The following is a 16,752-nucleotide window of genomic DNA, read 5'->3' on the forward strand; positions in this document are numbered from 1 at the left end:
CCCGATCATGCCCGTCGACACTCCGCTGCTCATTCCCTCGATTCCATCCGATGCGCCTTTCAGTGCCGACCAGAAGGTCTGGCTGGCGGGTTTTCTGGCCGGCCTGCACACCCGTCTGCTGGCCGATCCCGGGGCCGGTGCGGGCGCGCGAGGCGCGACGGCCGGCCTGCCGCTGAAGGTGCTGTACGGCTCGCAGACCGGCAACGCCGAAGCCCTGGCCCATACCGTGGCCGAACACGCTGGTGCGCACGGGCTGGCCGCGGATATCGTGGCCCTCGACGATGTCGTGCTCGACGAGATGGCGCAGTGGCGGCGGGTGATCGTCGTGACCTCCACCTATGGCGAAGGCGAGATGCCCGACAACGCCCAGTTGTTCTGGCAAGCCCTGCAGGCCGGCACCGCCCCGCGCATGGAGGGCCTGCACTATGCCGTTCTGGCCCTCGGCGATACGGGTTACGACGGTTTCTGCCAAGCCGGCAAACTCATCGACATGCGACTGGAGCAACTGGGCGCGCAGCGCCTGGCCGAGCGCATCGATTGCGATGTGGACTACGAAGCCGCCGCCGAGGGCTGGCTCGAGCAGGCCGTCCCCGCGCTGGCGGGCGTGGCCGCAGGCGAGGGCGAAACGGCCGCAGCCCCCGCGCGGCCCGCGGCCGGCGCGTCTGCCGTCCCGTCGGCCCCTGCCGCACCTGCCTACAACCGCAAGAATCCGCTGGCCGCCCCGCTGGCCGTCAACCGGCGCCTGTCGGGGCCGGACTCGGGCAAGGACATCCGGCACTTCGAGTTCGACCTGGGCGACAGCGGCTTGAACTACGAGGCCGGCGATGCACTGGGCGTGCTGCCCCTCAACGACCCGGCGCTGGTGGCGCTGCTGCTCGAACAGTTGGGCGCGGGAGCGGGCCAGGCGGTTGCCGGCCATGACCTTCCGCTGGACGAACTGCTGACCCGCCGCCTGGAGATCGGAGCGCCCTCGCGCGAACTGATCCACTACGCGGGCCAGCACGCCGGCGATGCGGCCTTGAGCCACATCCTGGCGCATGGCGACAAGGAAGCGCTGGCCGCCTGGCTGTGGGGCAAGGACGTGCTCGACCTGGTGGCGATGTGCCCCTCTGCGGCCCGCGCCGCCGAGGCCGTGCTGCCGCTGCTCAAGCCGCTGCAGCATCGCGCCTATTCGATCTCTTCGAGCCCCCTGGCCCATCCGGGGCGGGTGCACCTGACCGTGGCCAGCGTGCGTTACCGCGCCGGCGGCCGCGACCGTGGCGGCGTCTGCTCCACCTACCTGGCCGATCGGGTGGCCGAGCAGGGCGCCGTCGGCATCTTTGCGTCTCCGAACAAGGCCTTCCGTGTGCCGGCCGATCCCAAGGCTCCCATGATCATGGTCGGGCCGGGCACCGGCATCGCACCCTTCCGCGCGTTTCTGGCGCAGCGCCAGGCCAGCGGCGCGGCCGGCCGCAACTGGCTGTTCTTCGGCGACCAGCACCGTGCCAGCGACTTCATCTACGAGTCCGAGCTGCAGGCCTTCAAGCAGGCCGGCACGCTGCACCGGCTGGACTTGGCGTTCTCGCGCGACCAGTCCGAGAAGATCTATGTGCAGACCCGCATGCGCGAACACGGCTCCGAGCTCTATGCCTGGCTGCAGGAGGGCGGGCACTTCTATGTCTGCGGCGACGCCAGCCGCATGGCGCGCGATGTCGACGAAGCCCTGCATGCGGTGATCGGCGCACACGGCGGCCTCTCTGCCGAGCAGGCGGCCGAGTACGTGAACGGGCTCAAGCGCGAAAAGCGCTATGTGCGGGACGTGTACTGAACTTCGCCCCGCAGCCTGGCGCAAGCGGGGCGTGCGGTTCTAGGCGTCTGCCAGCAGACCCGGCGCATCGGAAGCCGGTGCCGCCACCCCCAGGTGGCGGTAGGCCGCCAGCGTGGCGATGCGCCCGCGCGGCGTGCGCTGCAGATAGCCCTGCTGGATGAGGTAGGGCTCGATCACGTCCTCGATCGTGCCGCTTTCCTCGCCGATGCTGGCTGCGATGTTGTCGAGTCCCACCGGGCCGCCGTCGAACTTGTGGATCACGGCCTCGAGCAGCTTGCGGTCCATCACGTCGAAGCCCTGCGGATCGACATCCAGCATGGTCAGCGCCCGCTGTGCCATCTCGACCGTGATGCGGCCGTCGCCCTTCACCTCGGCGTAGTCGCGCACCCGGCGCAGCAGCCGGTTGGCGATGCGGGGCGTGCCGCGCGAACGGCGCGCGATCTCGAAGGCCCCGTCGTCCTCGATGGGGGTGCCCAGCAGCCCGGCACTGCGCCGCACGATGCGCGCGAGCTCGTCGGCGCTGTAGAACTCCAGCCGGGCCACGATGCCGAAACGGTCGCGCAGCGGATTGGTCAGCATGCCGGCGCGCGTGGTGGCGCCCACCAGCGTGAAGGGTTGCAGGTCGAGCTTGATGCTGCGCGCGGCCGGGCCTTCGCCGATCATGATGTCGATCTGGTAGTCCTCCAGCGCGGGATAGAGGATTTCCTCGACCACCGGACTCAGCCGGTGGATCTCGTCGATGAACAGCACGTCGTTCTTTTCCAGGTTGGTCAGCAGCGCCGCCAGGTCCTTGGGTTTTTCGAGCACGGGCCCCGAGGTCTGGCGCAGGTTGACGCCCAGCTCGGCGGCGATGATGTGCGACAGCGTGGTCTTGCCCAGGCCTGGCGGGCCGAACAGCAGCACGTGGTCGAGTGCCTCCTGCCGCTTGTTGGCCGCGCCGATGAAGATCTCGAGCTGCTCGCGCACTTTGGACTGGCCGACATACTCGTCGAGCAGCTTGGGCCGCAGCGCGCGCTCCAGCGCGTCTTCCTGGGGCGAGGCGGGAGCGGCCGAGACCATGCGGGGCGGCGGGGCGGCAAAATCGTCGGTCTGGATGGACATGCGGAGCAATCGGGCGAACGGGAGGACTGGAAATTTGAACAGCTGTAAGCGCCGATTGTGCCTACATGTCGTGCCGGGCGGCAAGAAATGTCGGCTCGATGCAGCAAGACCCGGTCGCGGCGGCCCTTGCACGATCAGGCAGCGCGTGCCGCTGCGGCAGCCGCTCAGCGCCGCGACGAGACCACGATGCCGGCCACGATCAGCGCAAAGGCCAGCCCGTGGAAGGGCTGCGGCATCTCGCCCAGAAAGGCCGCGGACAGCAGGGCGGCAAACAGGGGCGTGAGGTTGATGAAAAAACTCGCCGCCGCCGGGCCGGACCGCTCGACACCCAGCCCCCAGCAGCGGAAGGCGACGATGGCCGGGCCCACGCTCACGAACAGGATCGCCGCGGCCACCGGCCAGCTCCAGTGGATGGTCACGCCGCCGTCCAGCGCCCATTCGGCGCCGGCAAAGCCCATCGACCACAGCACGCCCGGCAGCACCTGGGCGACCAGGAAGCTGGGCCAGTGGCCGCGCACGGCCGGGTCGTCCACCGGCTTGCTCAACTCCCAGCTGTAGAAAGCCCATGACAGGGCGGCGATCAGCACATAGAAGTCGCCCGCCACCAGCCGCAGGCTGGCCAGGGCATGCCAGTCGCCGCGCGTCATCACCACCAGCACGCCCAGAATGGACAGCAGCACGCCGCCGGCCTGGCGGGCGGTGATGCGCTGGCCGTAGAACAGCCGGCCCGTGGCCAGCATCCAGATCGGAATGCTCGACGCCACCAGCGTCACGTTCAGGGGCTGCGAGGTCTCGAGCGCCAGGTACTGAAAGGCGTTGTAGCAGCCCACACCCAGCAGGCCCAGCAGTGCGTAGCGCCGCCATTGGGTCCACATCGGACTGCCCGCGCGCAGCACCACGGCGCCCATCGGCAGCAGGATGAGCAGCGCCAGTGTCCAGCGGATGACGTTCAGCGTCATCGGCGGCACCAGACCCACCAGGGCCCGGCCGATCACGGCGTTGCAGGCCCACAGCAGGGGCGGCACGGTGAGCAGGGCGATGGCGGATGCGGTCAGGCGCTGGGTCATGGGGCAGGGGGCTTGGAGGAGCGGCACCGGCCGTGCCGGAGGGGGGTTGGCATCATGCCAGAGCAACGTGCACCCTGCAGAGCCTGCCAAAACCCTGACGCCGCAGGGGCGCCCGGCGGGGACACACGCACACCGCGCGTGCACAGTAGACTGCACGGCGGCGCCGCACGCGGCGGTATCGATGAACTTTCTCCAGGAGCCCTCCATGACCCAAGTCGTCCGTATCGAACAACCCGGCGGTCCCGAACAGATGAAACTGGTCCAGGTCGACGTGGGCGAGCCCGGCCCCAACGAGGTGCAGGTGCGCCACCATGCCATCGGTCTGAACTACATCGACATCTACCAGCGCAGCGGGCTGTATTCGTTGCCTTTGCCGCTCACGCTGGGCATGGAAGGCGCGGGTGTGGTCGAGGCCATCGGCCGCGACGTGCACCACCTGGCGCTGGGCGACCGCGTGGCCTATGCGTCGCAGCCGCCCGGCAGCTACAGCGAGCTGCGCAACCTGCCGGCCACCAGCGTCTGCCAGTTGCCCGATGCTATCGATTTCGAGACCGGTGCGGCCATGATGCTCAAGGGGCTGACGGCGCAGTACCTGCTGCGCAAGACCTTGCCGGCGGGCGGCCTGGAGGCCGGCGATTTCGTGCTGTTTCATGCCGCCGCCGGCGGGGTCGGCCTGATTGCCTGTCAGTGGGCCCGGGCGCTGGGTCTGCAGCTCATCGGCACGGCGGGCAGCGACGAAAAATGTGCGCTGGCGCGCGAGAACGGTGCCGCGCATGTCATCAACTACCGCACCGAGAACTTTGCCGAGCGCGTCAAGGACATCACCGGCGGGCAGGGCGTCAAGGTGGTCTACGACTCGGTCGGCAAGGACACCTTCGAGGGTTCGCTCGACAGTCTGCGCCCCTTCGGCCTGATGGTGAGCTTCGGCAACGGCAGCGGACCGGTGCCGCCCGTCAACCTCGGAACGCTGGGTGCCAAGGGCTCGCTCTACATCACGCGGCCCACGCTGTTCACCCACATCGCCACGCGCGAGGGCACGCAAGAGATGGCCAACGAGCTGTTCGACATCGTCGGCAGCGGGCAGGTCAAGATCCCGATCAACCAGCGTTATGCCCTGGCCGATGTGCAGCAGGCCCATCGCGACCTGGAAGAGCGCCGCACCACGGGTGCCTCGGTGCTGCTGCCCTGAGCTGAACGGGGCCCGGGGCCTCAGGCGTAGGGATTGGCGAAGCCCAGGCGCTCCATCACCTCGGTTTCCAGGCCTTCCATCTCCTGGGCGTCGGCTTCGCCGGTTTCGTGGTCGTAGCCTTGCGCATGCAAGGCGCCGTGGACCAGCATGTGGGCGTAGTGGGCCTGCAGCGTCCGGCCCTGCTCCTCGGCTTCGCGCTCGATCACCGGCGCGCACAGCACCAGGTCGGCGGCCACCACCGGTTCCTGGCTGTAGTCGAAGGTCAGCACGTTGGTCGCGTAGTCCTTGCTCCGGTAGTCGCGGTTCAGCGCGCGGCCCTCTTCCTCGTCGACGACACGCACGGTGATCTCGCCGGGCAGGTCGCTGCCGGCGGCCAGCGCCTCGCGCAGCCAGCGCATGGCCTTGGCGCGCGGCAGCGCCGCCCGCTGGCGGGCCGCCAGTTCGGGGTCGTGCCGCAGGGCGAATTGCAGGGAAAAAGTCAGTTCGGGCAGGGCCATGGTGATCGGGTGCGAGCGAGTGCGTGGGGGTGTTCTATGGGGGCGGCGATGCCGGAGCCTGTCAGCCCTGCGCCGGGGCGCGGGCGGCAGCCTCGGGCTTGCGTGCGGCATCGTAGGCGTCGACGATGCGAGCCACCAGCGGATGGCGCACCACGTCGGCGCTGGTGAAGCGGGTGTGGGCGATGCCGGGAACACGGCGCAGCACCCGCTCGGCATCGATCAGCCCGCTGGGCTGGGTCTTGGGCAGGTCGATCTGGCTGACGTCGCCGGTGACCACGCACTTGCTGCCGAAGCCGATGCGCGTGAGGAACATCTTCATCTGCTCGGGCGTGGTGTTCTGCGCCTCGTCCAGGATCACGAAGGCGTTGTTGAGCGTGCGTCCGCGCATGAAGGCCAGCGGCGCGATCTCCAGCATGTTGCGCTCGAAGGCCTTGACCACGCGTTCGAAACCCATCAGGTCGTACAGGGCGTCGTACAGCGGCCGCAGGTAGGGGTCGACTTTCTGCGTCAGGTCGCCCGGCAGGAAACCCAGACGTTCGCCGGCCTCGACCGCGGGGCGCGTCAGCACGATGCGCTGCACGGCATTGCGCTCGAGCGCATCGACCGCGCAGGCCACCGCGAGGTAGGTCTTGCCCGTGCCGGCCGGCCCGATGCCGAAGGTGATGTCGTGGTTGGCGATGTTGTCGAGATAGACGCTCTGGTTGGGCGTGCGTGCGCGCAGGTCGGTGCGGCGCGTGCTCAACTGCATGGTGCCGTCCTCGCCTTCGCTCATCGAGGCGTCGCCGGCCAGCATGAGCTGCACCTTCTGCGCATCGACGGGGCGCAACGCGATCTCATAGACGGCCTGCAGCACTTCGAGCGCACGGGTTGCCGCAGGCTTGGCGCCTTCGATGCGGAAATGCTCGTTGCGGTGGCCGATGCGCACCTTCAGGGCCGTTTCGACGAGGCGAAGGTGGGCGTCCAGCGGGCCGCAGAGGTTGAGCAGCCGGGTGTTGCTGACAGGCGTGAAGGCGTGGCGGATGATCACGAGGGCAGGGCTTTCGGTGCGTTTGAGGACGGCTGGCGCGCGCCGGGACTGCGCGCCGGGTCCGCGCGCAAAAACGAGATTGTGCCTGTTCGCGACACGGGCCGGGCGGCGCGGATAATGGCCGCTTTGTCCGGCGTGCCGGCGCGCGGGGCCGTCCCGCGGCCAGCCGAGTCCCGCCGGCCGCGAGGAACCCCACTCATGATCGGACGCCTGCAGGGCCTTCTGGCCGAAAAGAACCCTCCCCAGGTGCTGGTGGATTGCCACGGCGTGGGCTACGAGGTGCAGGTGCCCATGGGCACCTTCTTCAACCTGCCGGCCCTGGGCGAGCGCGTCACGCTGCTCACGCACTTCGTGGTGCGCGAGGACGCGCAGATCCTCTACGGCTTCGGCCTGCCGGCCGAACGCGAGGCCTTCCGCCAGCTCATCAAGATCTCCGGCGTCGGGCCGCGCACCGCACTCGCCGTGCTCAGCGGCATGTCGGTCGACGAACTCTCCCAGGCCGTGAGCCTTCAGGAGGCCGGCCGGCTGGTCAAGGTTCCGGGCATCGGCAAGAAGACCGCCGAACGCCTGCTGCTCGAGCTCAAGGGCAAGCTCGGTCCCGACATCGGCGTCACCCCCCATGCCGGCACCGACAACCAGGTCGACATCCTGCAGGCCCTGCTGGCGCTGGGCTACAGCGACAAGGAGGCGGCGGCGGCCCTCAAGGCCTTGCCCGCCGACGTCGGCGTGAGCGACGGCATCAAGCAGGCCCTCAAGGCCCTGGCCAAGTAGGCGGGGCACCCCGCCGCAAGGCGCCGTGGGCTACCATTGCACCTGTATCCGCGGGACTCCACCCCCGACCTGTCGACCTCCTTATGACCACTCCAGAATTCACCACGGCCCTGCTGCACGCCGACCGCCAGTTCGGCGTCGAGCACGGCGGCATCCACAAGCCCATCCACACGTCCACGCAATACGGCTTCGACCGCGTCGAAGACCTGATCGGCGTGTTCCAGGGCACGCTCAAGGGCGCCTACAGCTATTCGCGTCAGGGCACGCCGACCACCGCGGCCCTCGAATCCAAGCTCGCCGCCATGGACGAGGGCGTCGGCGCCATCACCTTCGCCACCGGCATGGCTGCCATCACGGCGGTTTTCCTGACCCTGCTCAAGGCCGGCGACCACGTCGTCTCCAGCCAGTTCGTGTTCGGCAACACCAACAGCCTGCTGGGCACCCTGGGCGACCTGGGCGTGACCAGCGACAAGGTCGATGTGACGAACGTCGCCAACGTCGAGGCGGCCTTGCGCCCCGAGACCCGGCTGGTCTTCGTCGAGACCCTGGCCAACCCCGCCACCCAGATCGCCGATCTCGAGGCCATCGGCCGCCTGTGCCGCGACAAGGGCGTGCTGTTCGTGGTCGACAACACCATCCTGTCGCCCTGGCTGTTCAAGCCCAAGGCGGTGGGGGCCAGCCTGGTCATCCATTCGCTGACCAAGTCCATCGCCGGCCATGGGCAGGCGCTGGGCGGCGTGGTGGTCGATACCGGCCTGTTCGACTGGCAGGGCTACCCCAACATCGCCGAGAGCTACCGCAAGGGCGACAGCCGCCAGTGGGGCCTCACCCAGATTCGCAAGAAGGGCCTGCGGGACATGGGCGCGACGCTGTCGGCCCAGCATGCGCACGCCATCTCGGTGGGTGCCGAAACCCTGGCCCTGCGCATGGACCGCTCCAGCGCCACCGCACTCGAGCTGGCCCGCCTGCTCGAATCGCATCCGGCCGTGGGCCGCGTGTTCTATGCCGGACTGGAGTCGCACCCCCAGCACCGCACGGCCCAGCGCCTGTTCCGCTCCGGCTCGTGGCTGCTGTCCTTCGAACTGCGGGACAGCAGCGACTGCCTGCCTTTCCTCAACCGCCTGAGCCTGCCCATCAAGTCGACCGGGCTGGGCGACACCCGCACGCTGATCATCCCCGTGGCCCCCACGATCTTCTGGGAAGCCGGTGCCGAAGTGCGGGCCAGCATGGGCATTGCCGATGGCCTGGTGCGCGTGGCGGTGGGATTGGAAGACCCGGCCGACCTGCTCGGCGATTTCCGGCAGGCGCTGGGCGGCTGAACGCCTTGCAACGCGCGATGACCCCGGCCGGCCGGCTGGCAAGCAGCCAGGCACGGGCGTGGCCGGTCGCTGCGTCGATGGCCCGGCGGGCCGCCCCGTGGCTCGCCGCCGTGCTGCTGGTCCTGTGGTCGGCGCTGTCGGGGGCGCAGGTGGCTGCCGCCGTCTGGCCTGGCGCCGGGATGTCGCCATCGCAGACAACGGAGGCCCTGGCTGCGACGGCCATGGCAGCCGCGGCTGCTCATCACGGCAGTGCCGCGCGCCACAGGGCACCCCTGGCGGGCATGGCGCATGGGGCGCGCCTGGACGCACCGGTCGCCATGGACCCCACCCGTCACCGGGATCACACCGGCCAGGATCCGGCCGCCGATCTGCGGTGCGCCGTGGTCTGCGCCTTGGCGTGCCTGCCGGCGCTGCCCTGCGGCACCGTCGACGTGGCCGGCACGTCGCCACGCCTGCTGGCGCCGCCGCCGCTGCCGGGTTTTGCCAGCGTGCGCCATCGGCCGCCGCTGCGGCCCCCCCAGTCCTGAAGACCCCATCGATCGCACCGATGTGCGGCAGGCTTGCTTGCCGCGCGGGTCTGCACCACGCAAGATACCGGGCCAGGCCCGAGGTCCGGTGTGGACGGACAGACCCGAGGCCTCTTGTCTTCAGGATTTGCCATGAACACCCCTTCCGTCTTTTTTTCTTCCGATCCTTCCTCCGACCCTGATCTCGAGCGCGGTCACGAGACGGCCCGCGCCATCGACCTGCGGCGCCGCGCCCTGCTGATCGCCCCCCTGGGCCTGACGCTGCCCGGCCTGCTGCAGGCCCAGGGCATGCACGGCGGCCATGCGGGGCATGGCGCTCCGGCCGGCGGTGCTGCGCGACCGTCGGCTGGCAACCGTGCGGCGGCCGCCCGTGCCCTGGCACCGCTGGACGCCCTGCCTGCGGGCCAGCCTCTGGCCGAACTGGTCCGGTTGCCCAACACCAGCCGGCGCATGGGCCTGTTTCGTGCGCGCCTCACCGCGCAGCCGGTCCAGGTCGCGCTCATGCCGGGCCGAACCACCACCGTCTGGGCCTACAACGGACAGGTTCCCGGTCCGCTGATCGACGTGCGCGAGGGCGACACGGTCGAGATCGAGTTCCACAACCGCCTGCCCCAGCCCTCGACCGTTCACTGGCATGGACTGCCCGTGCCGGCCGACCAGGACGGCAGCCCCATGGATCTGGTGGCCCCTGGCGCGCGCCGGCTCTACCGCTTCACCCTGCCCAAAGGCAGTGCCGGCACCTACTGGTTCCATCCCCATCCTCATTTCATGACCGCCGAGCAGGTGTTCCGCGGCCTGGCCGGCGCCTTCGTCGTGCGGCCGGCGGATGCGGCAGACGATCCGCTGGCCCACCTGCCCGAGCGCCATCTGTTCGTCTCCGACCTCAAGCTGGCCGCCGACGGGCGCATTCCCGACAACAGCGTGCTCGACTGGATGAATGGCCGGGAAGGCCAGTTCGCCCTGGTCAATGGGGGGCACCGGCCGCGCCTGGCCGTGGCCGGGCCCGAGCGTTGGCGCATCTGGAACGCCTGCAGTGCGCGCTACCTGCGTCTGAGCCTGGGCGGGCTGCCTTTCACCCAGGTGGGCACCGACGGCGGCCTGCTGGGCCAGCCGCTGCGTGAACTGACCGAACTGCTGCTGTCGCCCGCCGAGCGCGCCGAGATCGTGGTCGAGCCTCCCGCCCAGGGCGGCCGCTTCGACTGGGTGGCCGAACCGTATGCGCGGGGCTACATGGACATGGCCCGCATGATGGGAGAGACCGAGCAGCCGGCACCCGCATCGCCGCGAAGGGTCTTGGCGTCCGTGTCGTTTGCGCCTGCCCCGCCCAGCGCATCCGCTCGCCGTGAAGGCAGCACAGGTACCCCCGGCACCACCGGCGCCGAGACCCGTCCGCCGCCCGTCGTGCCGGCCACCCTGCGCCCCGTCGCGGCCCTGGGCGAGGCCCGTGTGCAGCGGCAGGTCATGTTCACCGAATCCATGGACATGGAGGCCATGCACGGCATCGACGAACACGCCGAGATGCGGCCCCAGGGCATGCAGTTCATGGTCAACGGGCAGCTCTACGACATGGACCGCATCGATTTCACCGCGCAGCGGGGCGAAATCGAGCAATGGGACATCATCAACGCCTCGGACATGGACCACCCCTTCCACATCCACGGCACGCAGTTCCAGGTGGTGGAGCGGGTCTACGACAACCGGACCGTGCCCGAGCCCGTGCTGGCCTGGCGCGACACCGTCAACGTGCGCCCGGCCGAGATCGTGCGCATCCGGCTGGTGCAGGACCAGCCCGGCCTGCGCATGTTCCATTGCCACATCCTCGAGCACGAGGACCTGGGCATGATGGGCAACCTGATGGTCCGCTGAGCCACGGCCCGTCACGGGGCTGCGGCCTGCCGAGCCCCGGAACTGCTGGAGTCAGCCCGAGAACCCGTCTGCGTCGAGGAAACGCTGCTCCTCCGGGCGGGTGGGCCGGCCCAGGATGGTGTTGCGGTGCGGAAAACGGCCGAAGCGCTGGATGATGTCGTAGTGTTCGTGGGCCGACTTGAGCGCGATGCCGCCGATGGAGGCGCACAGGGCAACGCAGCGCTCCTGCGAGTTCAGGTGCTCGTCGTGCATGAGCGGCAGGTAGAAGAACACCCGCAGGTCGGCTTCGACCAGCGTGTCGTAGCCCGCGCCCAGTGCCTTCTGCGCCAGCAGCAGGGCCTGCGCGTCGGTGGCATACATGCGCGGCGTGCCGCGAAAGCAGTTGCGCGGAAACTGGTCGAGCAGCAGGATCAGGGCCAGCGCGCTGTCGGCATGCCCCATCCAGCGCATCAGCAGACCCTGAACGGCCGCCTCGTGGGCGGTCATGAAACGCCGGCGAAAGTCGTTGTCGAAATCGGACGACGTCGTGAACCAGCGCGCCGGGCCGGCCTCGCGCCAGAAGGCGAGCACGGCGTCCGGGCTGGGGCCGTCGGCAGGCTTGCTGGCCGCAGCGTGAGAATTGAATCCGAAAAAAGACATGGTCGCGCTCCTGCCGATCGGGGTGGGTAGGGACACGGCACGGCAGCGCCTGCTTGAACGGCCCAGGCCGCCGCCGAGCCGCATTCCGCGGGCGTCGCACGCCCGCCGGGCCGTGCAGGCCAGCGGGGGCCATGTCCTCGACGATATCGGCAGATTCGCAGTCCCGCAACCGTGGCACTACGCATCAACCCGCATGGCCTCTGCGCAAAGCCGGATCGGCCGGGCCGCGAAACGCCGGGTGTCCCGTATCGACGAGCCCCGGCAGAGGCCCCTCGAGCCGGGTGCACCGATGTCAGTCTGCCAGTTCGAACACCGCCATGCTCTCGACGTGAGCCGTGTGCGGGAACATGTTGACCGCGCCAGCGGCCGTGCAGCGGTAGCCGCCCAGGTGCACCAGCAGGCCGGCATCCCGGGCCAGTGTCGAGGGGTTGCAGCTCACGTAGACGATGCGTCGCGGCGGCGTCCAGCTGCCGCGCAGCTCGCGGTTCTGGTTGAGGTCGGCCACGGCCCGGGCCAGTGCAAAGGCGCCTTCGCGCGGCGGGTCGACCAGCCATTTGTCGGCCGAACCGTCCGCCACCAGCAGTTCGGGCGTCATGTCGAAGAGGTTGCGGGCCACGAAGCGGGTCGGCGCCAGGGGCGAGCCCACCGGGCGGGTGGCCTGGTTGGCGTCGTAGTTCTGGTGCGAACGCTCGACCAGGGCATCGCTGCCCTCGATGCCCAGCACTTCGCGCGCCTGCGTGGCCAACGGCAGCGTGAAGTTACCCAGGCCGCAGAACCAGTCGATCACCCGTTCGTCGCGGCGCACGTCGAGCAGGCGCAGCGCACGGCCCACCAGGACCTGGTTGATGGCCGGGTTGACCTGCGTGAAATCGGTCGGCTTGAAGGGCATGCGGATGCCGAACTCGGGCAACGCATAGGCCAGTTGCGGCACATCGGTGTCGAGCAGGTGCACGGTGTCCGGCCCCTTGGGCTGCAGCCACCACTGCACCTTGTGCTCGGCATGGGCCTGGGCGAAATCGCGCAGGCGCTGCACATCGGCGGCCGACAGCGGTTCCAGGTGCCGCAGCACCAGCGCCGTCACGTCGTCGCCCAGGGCCACTTCGATCTGCGGGCAGGTGGCCCGTGCATCCATGCTGAAGATCAGCGCGCGCAGCGGCAGCAGCATGTCGCTCATGTAGCGTGGCAGCACGTGGCATTCGCGCATGTCGGCGATGTAGCGGCTCTTGCGTTCATGGAAGCCGATCAGCACCTCGCCCTTCTTGAGCACGTGGCGCACCGACAGGCGCGCGCGGTAGCGGTAGCCCCAGGTCGGTCCTTCGATGGGCCGCAGCAGGGTCTCGGGTTTGGTCTTGCCCAGGTGCCAGAGGTTGTCCTCCAGCACACGCTGCTTGGTGGCGACCTGCGCGCCGTGGTGCAGGTGCTGCATCTTGCAGCCGCCGCAGGCCCCGGTGTGCAGCCCGAAATGCGGGCAGGCCGGACGCACGCGCTGCGACGATTCGCGGTGCACCTCGGTCAGCGTCGCCTGTTCCCAGTTGTTCTTCTTGCGGTTGACGTTGGCCGTCACCAGCTCGGTCGGCAAGGCGCCGTCGATGAACACCACCTTGCCGTCCAGGCGGTGGCCCACGCCCTGGGCTTCGAGATCCAGGGACTCGACATACAGCCAGCCGGGCGGCAGGTCTTGCGCCTCTTTCGGGGGGACGTAGGGCGCAGGCACGGCGGGGGCCTCGGAGGCCGGCGCATCGGCCGCCGTCGCCGGATCCGCGGCGGGCGGTGTCGTGGGGGTGTTGTGGTCTAGGACTTCGCTCATGGGCAGATTGTCGCAGCCGGACCCCTTCGGGCCGTGGCTTGGCGGGGTGGTGCTCTCGGGTTTGGGGGCATCCGCCAGGGCCGCCAGGCCCACCGGATGTCGGGGGCCGGGGCTGGGCGGGCAGGGCAGGGAGAAGGTGGCAAAAACGATGAATGCCAGCGTCGCGCCATGATGTGGCGCTTCGCTGGCATCGATTCGGTACCGGTGGACAGACCGATGGGCCCGCCCTGGCGGCGTGGCCCGTGGTCCGCGCCACCCGTCTGTTTCACGCCACGCGTGTGGCGTGCGTCCGGATCAGCGGGCCGGCAGGTAACGTGCCGGATCGACCGGTTGGCCCTGGCGGCGGATCTCGAAATGCAGCTTGACGCGGTCGCTGTCGCTGCTGCCCATCTCGGCGATCTTCTGGCCTTGCTTGACGGTCTGGTCTTCCTTGACCAGCAGCGTCTGGTTGTGGGCGTAGGCGCTGAGGTAGGTGTTGTTGTGCTTGAGGATGATCAGGTTGCCGTAGCCACGCAGGCCCGAGCCGGCATACACCACGCGTCCATCGGCAGCCGCGTAGACCGGATCGCCGGCCTTGCCGCTGATGCCCAGACCCTTGTTGGTGTTGGAGTTGAAGCCGGCAATCACCGAACCGCCCTGCGTGGGCCAGATCCAGGCGATTTCATCGGGGCCGTTGCCCGGCGTCGAGGCCGGTTGGGCGGCGCCCTGCGGCGGCACCGTGCCGGCGGCACCCGGCGACGGCACGGGCGTGACCACCACGCCGTTGGCCGCCGGAGCGGCCGGCTGGTCGGTGGGCGGTGCAACGCGCAGCACCTGGCCGACTTCCAGCGCATTGGGGTTGGTCAGGTTGTTCCAGCGCATGATGTTGCTCTGGCTCTGGCCGTTGTTGAGGCTGATGCGATAGAGGGTATCGCCGCGCTGCACGGTGTAGTAGCCCGGCTTGCCGGCGTTTTCGGCGCCGGGCAGCACCGGGGCCGTCACCGTGCCCTGTCCGCCCGTCCTGTCTTCCACCGGCGCCTTGGTCAGACTGGTCGATGTGCAAGCGCCCAGCGCCAGCACCATCGGCAGAGTCCACCATAAGTTCTTCGCACGCACCGTCATACTGTTTCCTTTCGTGTTTCTTTCGAGCGGACTGGCATTACTTCGTTCAGCACCGTCCGGCAAAAATTTCTGGGCCGGATACCCGCCGGCCCGTCCATCAGGCGACGCCCGATTTTAGAGGGACAAAATGCACGGTCTCCAGGATGGTGCGCCGCAGGCCTGTCGAGGTCTTGTCCAGAACCAGCAAAGCCTGCTGCGGCTGTCCACCCGCCTCACCGACCACCAGCGGCGCCACCAGCCGGCCACCCACGGCCAGTTGGTCGATCCAGGCCTGCGGTACCGCTTCCCCCCCGGCCGCAGCGATGATGCCCGCATAAGGCCCCCCCTGCGCGTAGCCCAGCATGCCGTCTCCCAGCAGGAGATGCACATTGGGAATGCGAAAAGGCCGCAGATTCTCGCGCGCCTTGTCGTGCAGGCCGCGCAGGCGCTCCATGCTATAGACCTCGCGGACGAGCTGCGACAGCACCGCGGCCTGGTAGCCGCAGCCCGTGCCGATCTCGAGCACACGGCCCGGATGCCGGGCCTCGGCCGTGCCCTGCACCGTCTGGTGCGGGGCCGCACCCACGGCAGCGCCGGGCAGCCCCTGGCGCAGCAGCTCGATCATGCGAGCCACCACGCTGGGTTTGGAAATCGTCTGGTTCAGGCCGATCGGCAGGCTGGTGTCTTCGTAGGCCTGGTTGCGCAGGGCCTGATCGATGAAGCGGTGGCGCTCGACCTGGGCCATGGCCTGCAGCACCAGCGCATCCCGAATGCCTTCTTGCCGGGCCAGTCGCTCGACCATGCGTCGCCGGAACTGCAGCAGGCCGTCTGCGCCCTGGGCCAGGCCGGCAGGCACCCCGGCACGCAAGGGCGCGGTGGTGGTGGCCGTGGACTGCGGGGCGGCCTGAGCCGGCGCCTGGGCCGCTGCGCGCTCGGGCGGCGCGGAAGAAAAACTGCGGGACAGCGCCGTGCGTTCGGCGGCGTCGGCCACGGGCGTGCGCAGCGGCGGCAGGCCGGTGCGGGCAGGGGTCGGTGCCCCGGAGGTCAGGTCGAGCCGGGCGGGAAACCCGGGACGCCGCCCGCTCATGCCGCGGAACGGGGCTCGGCGGCCGCCACAACACCTTCCGCCTGCGCAGGCGTCCCGGGCGGAGGCCCGTCGCCCGGTGTCTGGTCTTCGGGCTGCCATTGCTTGGCCGCCTGCGCCCAGTACACCAACTGATCGTGATCGGTGAGGTCGACCTGCAGCGGCGTGACCGTGACATGGCCGCGCTCGGCCGCGTGGAAATCCGTGCCTTCGCTGCTGTCGAGCGCGGCACCGGCGCTGCCGATCCAGTACATCGTTTCGCCGCGCGGACTTTCCTGCAGGATCACCCGCTCGGCCGCATGCCGCCGGCCCAGCCGGCAGATCTTGAAATCCAGCAGCTCCGGCTCGGGCAGGTTGGGGATGTTCACATTCAGCAGCCAGGGCCGGCGTCCGGCCAGTTGGCCTTGCGTGAGCTGCTGCACCAGATCGCGTGCCTTGGCGGCGGCCGCATCCAGGTGCTGCCAGCCCCGTTCGACCTGCGAGAACGCAATCGCGGGAATGCCGAAGAGATAACCCTCCATCGCCGCCCCCACCGTGCCCGAATAGATCGTGTCGTCGCCCATGTTGGCGCCGTTGTTGATGCCGCTCACGATCAAGTCCGGCCGGTAATCCAGCAGGCCCGTCAGCGCGATGTGCACGCAGTCTGCGGGCGTGCCGTTGACATAACGGAAACCGGGCGGCCCCTGGTGCACGTACAGCGGCGTATGCAGCGTCAGCGCATTGGATTTGGCACTGTTGTTGTGCTCGGGCGCGACCACCTCGGCCTCGACGCCGTCCAGCGTCTTGAGCGCCTCGTACAAAGCCTTGATGCCTGCGGCCTGGTAGCCGTCGTCGTTGGAAATCAGGATACGCATAGGCAACGATTGTAGGAGCAAGCCCGGTGCCGGGTCCGACCGCCGGAAAACGCGTTGCAGGGGCGCACAGCGCCATGGTCCAGTGGTGCAAAAAACTGGTATTTCGTTTTCATGCCC

General features: G+C 69.3%; 15 protein-coding genes. 6 read left to right on the plus strand and 9 right to left on the minus strand.

Translation table 11 applies throughout. The annotated features are described in order from the left end of the window. Nucleotides 1–7 precede the first annotated feature (7 nt). Entirely contained in the window at nucleotides 8–1,807 is a 1,800-nt protein-coding gene (locus EC845_RS18645; RefSeq protein WP_199739857.1) for a sulfite reductase subunit alpha, read from the plus strand. Nucleotides 1,808–1,846: 39 nt separating this feature from the next. Here EC845_RS18645 and ruvB read toward each other — a convergent pair whose 3' ends face one another. Then, a complete protein-coding gene (gene ruvB, locus EC845_RS18650) occupies nucleotides 1,847–2,908 on the minus strand; it encodes a Holliday junction branch migration DNA helicase RuvB (RefSeq protein ID WP_123299652.1) in 1,062 nt (353 codons plus the stop codon). A gap of 164 nt (nucleotides 2,909–3,072) precedes the next feature. After that, complete coding sequence (locus tag EC845_RS18655; RefSeq protein ID WP_123299653.1) at nucleotides 3,073–3,975, minus strand: DMT family transporter; 903 nt, start codon at nucleotides 3,973–3,975, stop codon at nucleotides 3,073–3,075. Between the two features lie 205 nt (nucleotides 3,976–4,180). Here EC845_RS18655 and EC845_RS18660 point away from each other — a divergent pair, with 205 nt between their 5' ends. Further along, nucleotides 4,181–5,164, plus strand: a complete 984-nt coding sequence (locus EC845_RS18660) for a quinone oxidoreductase (RefSeq protein WP_123299654.1) — start codon at nucleotides 4,181–4,183, stop codon at nucleotides 5,162–5,164. Between the two features lie 20 nt (nucleotides 5,165–5,184). Here EC845_RS18660 and ybeY read toward each other — a convergent pair whose 3' ends face one another. Further along, nucleotides 5,185–5,661, minus strand: coding sequence for an rRNA maturation RNase YbeY (gene ybeY / locus EC845_RS18665; protein ID WP_123299655.1), 477 nt, complete (start codon nucleotides 5,659–5,661; stop codon nucleotides 5,185–5,187). 61 nt (nucleotides 5,662–5,722) lie between these two features. After that, the gene (locus tag EC845_RS18670; protein ID WP_123299656.1) at nucleotides 5,723–6,688 is read right to left on the minus strand and encodes a PhoH family protein; all 966 of its coding nucleotides are present in this window, start codon (nucleotides 6,686–6,688) and stop codon (nucleotides 5,723–5,725) included. A 198-nt stretch (nucleotides 6,689–6,886) separates the two neighbouring features. Here EC845_RS18670 and ruvA point away from each other — a divergent pair, with 198 nt between their 5' ends. From ruvA to EC845_RS18690, 4 genes are all read left to right on the plus strand, one after another. Beyond that, nucleotides 6,887–7,459, plus strand: coding sequence for a Holliday junction branch migration protein RuvA (ruvA, locus tag EC845_RS18675; protein WP_123299657.1), 573 nt, complete (start codon nucleotides 6,887–6,889; stop codon nucleotides 7,457–7,459). Between the two features lie 83 nt (nucleotides 7,460–7,542). After that, nucleotides 7,543–8,778 carry a cystathionine gamma-synthase family protein gene (locus tag EC845_RS18680; protein WP_123299658.1) on the plus strand — a complete coding sequence of 412 codons (1,236 nt, stop codon included), beginning with the start codon at nucleotides 7,543–7,545 and terminating at the stop codon, nucleotides 8,776–8,778. A 17-nt stretch (nucleotides 8,779–8,795) separates the two neighbouring features. Then, nucleotides 8,796–9,305 (plus strand): hypothetical protein, encoded by a 510-nt coding sequence (locus tag EC845_RS18685; RefSeq protein WP_123299659.1) that lies wholly within the window; start codon nucleotides 8,796–8,798, stop codon nucleotides 9,303–9,305. 132 nt (nucleotides 9,306–9,437) lie between these two features. Continuing rightward, complete coding sequence (locus tag EC845_RS18690; protein WP_233598171.1) at nucleotides 9,438–11,171, plus strand: multicopper oxidase family protein; 1,734 nt, start codon at nucleotides 9,438–9,440, stop codon at nucleotides 11,169–11,171. 51 nt (nucleotides 11,172–11,222) lie between these two features. Here EC845_RS18690 and EC845_RS18695 read toward each other — a convergent pair whose 3' ends face one another. The 5 genes from EC845_RS18695 to surE form a co-directional block, all read right to left on the minus strand. Then, entirely contained in the window at nucleotides 11,223–11,810 is a 588-nt protein-coding gene (locus tag EC845_RS18695; protein WP_123299660.1) for a DUF924 family protein, read from the minus strand. Between the two features lie 292 nt (nucleotides 11,811–12,102). Next, nucleotides 12,103–13,617: a 23S rRNA (uracil(1939)-C(5))-methyltransferase RlmD gene (gene rlmD, locus EC845_RS18700; protein ID WP_123299841.1), complete on the minus strand. Its 1,515-nt coding sequence runs from the start codon at nucleotides 13,615–13,617 to the stop codon at nucleotides 12,103–12,105. 294 nt (nucleotides 13,618–13,911) lie between these two features. Beyond that, complete coding sequence (locus EC845_RS18705; protein WP_123299661.1) at nucleotides 13,912–14,718, minus strand: peptidoglycan DD-metalloendopeptidase family protein; 807 nt, start codon at nucleotides 14,716–14,718, stop codon at nucleotides 13,912–13,914. A gap of 97 nt (nucleotides 14,719–14,815) precedes the next feature. Then, nucleotides 14,816–15,784: a protein-L-isoaspartate O-methyltransferase gene (pcm, locus tag EC845_RS18710; RefSeq protein WP_123299662.1), complete on the minus strand. Its 969-nt coding sequence runs from the start codon at nucleotides 15,782–15,784 to the stop codon at nucleotides 14,816–14,818. Next, complete coding sequence (surE, locus tag EC845_RS18715; RefSeq protein ID WP_123299663.1) at nucleotides 15,781–16,635, minus strand: 5'/3'-nucleotidase SurE; 855 nt, start codon at nucleotides 16,633–16,635, stop codon at nucleotides 15,781–15,783. The genes pcm and surE overlap by 4 nt, the downstream gene beginning before the upstream one ends. Between the last annotated feature and the right edge of the window lie 117 nt (nucleotides 16,636–16,752).

Source organism: Comamonas sp. BIGb0124, assembly GCF_003752175.1.
In the GTDB taxonomy this organism is placed as follows: Bacteria; Pseudomonadota; Gammaproteobacteria; order Burkholderiales; family Burkholderiaceae_C; genus Comamonas_F.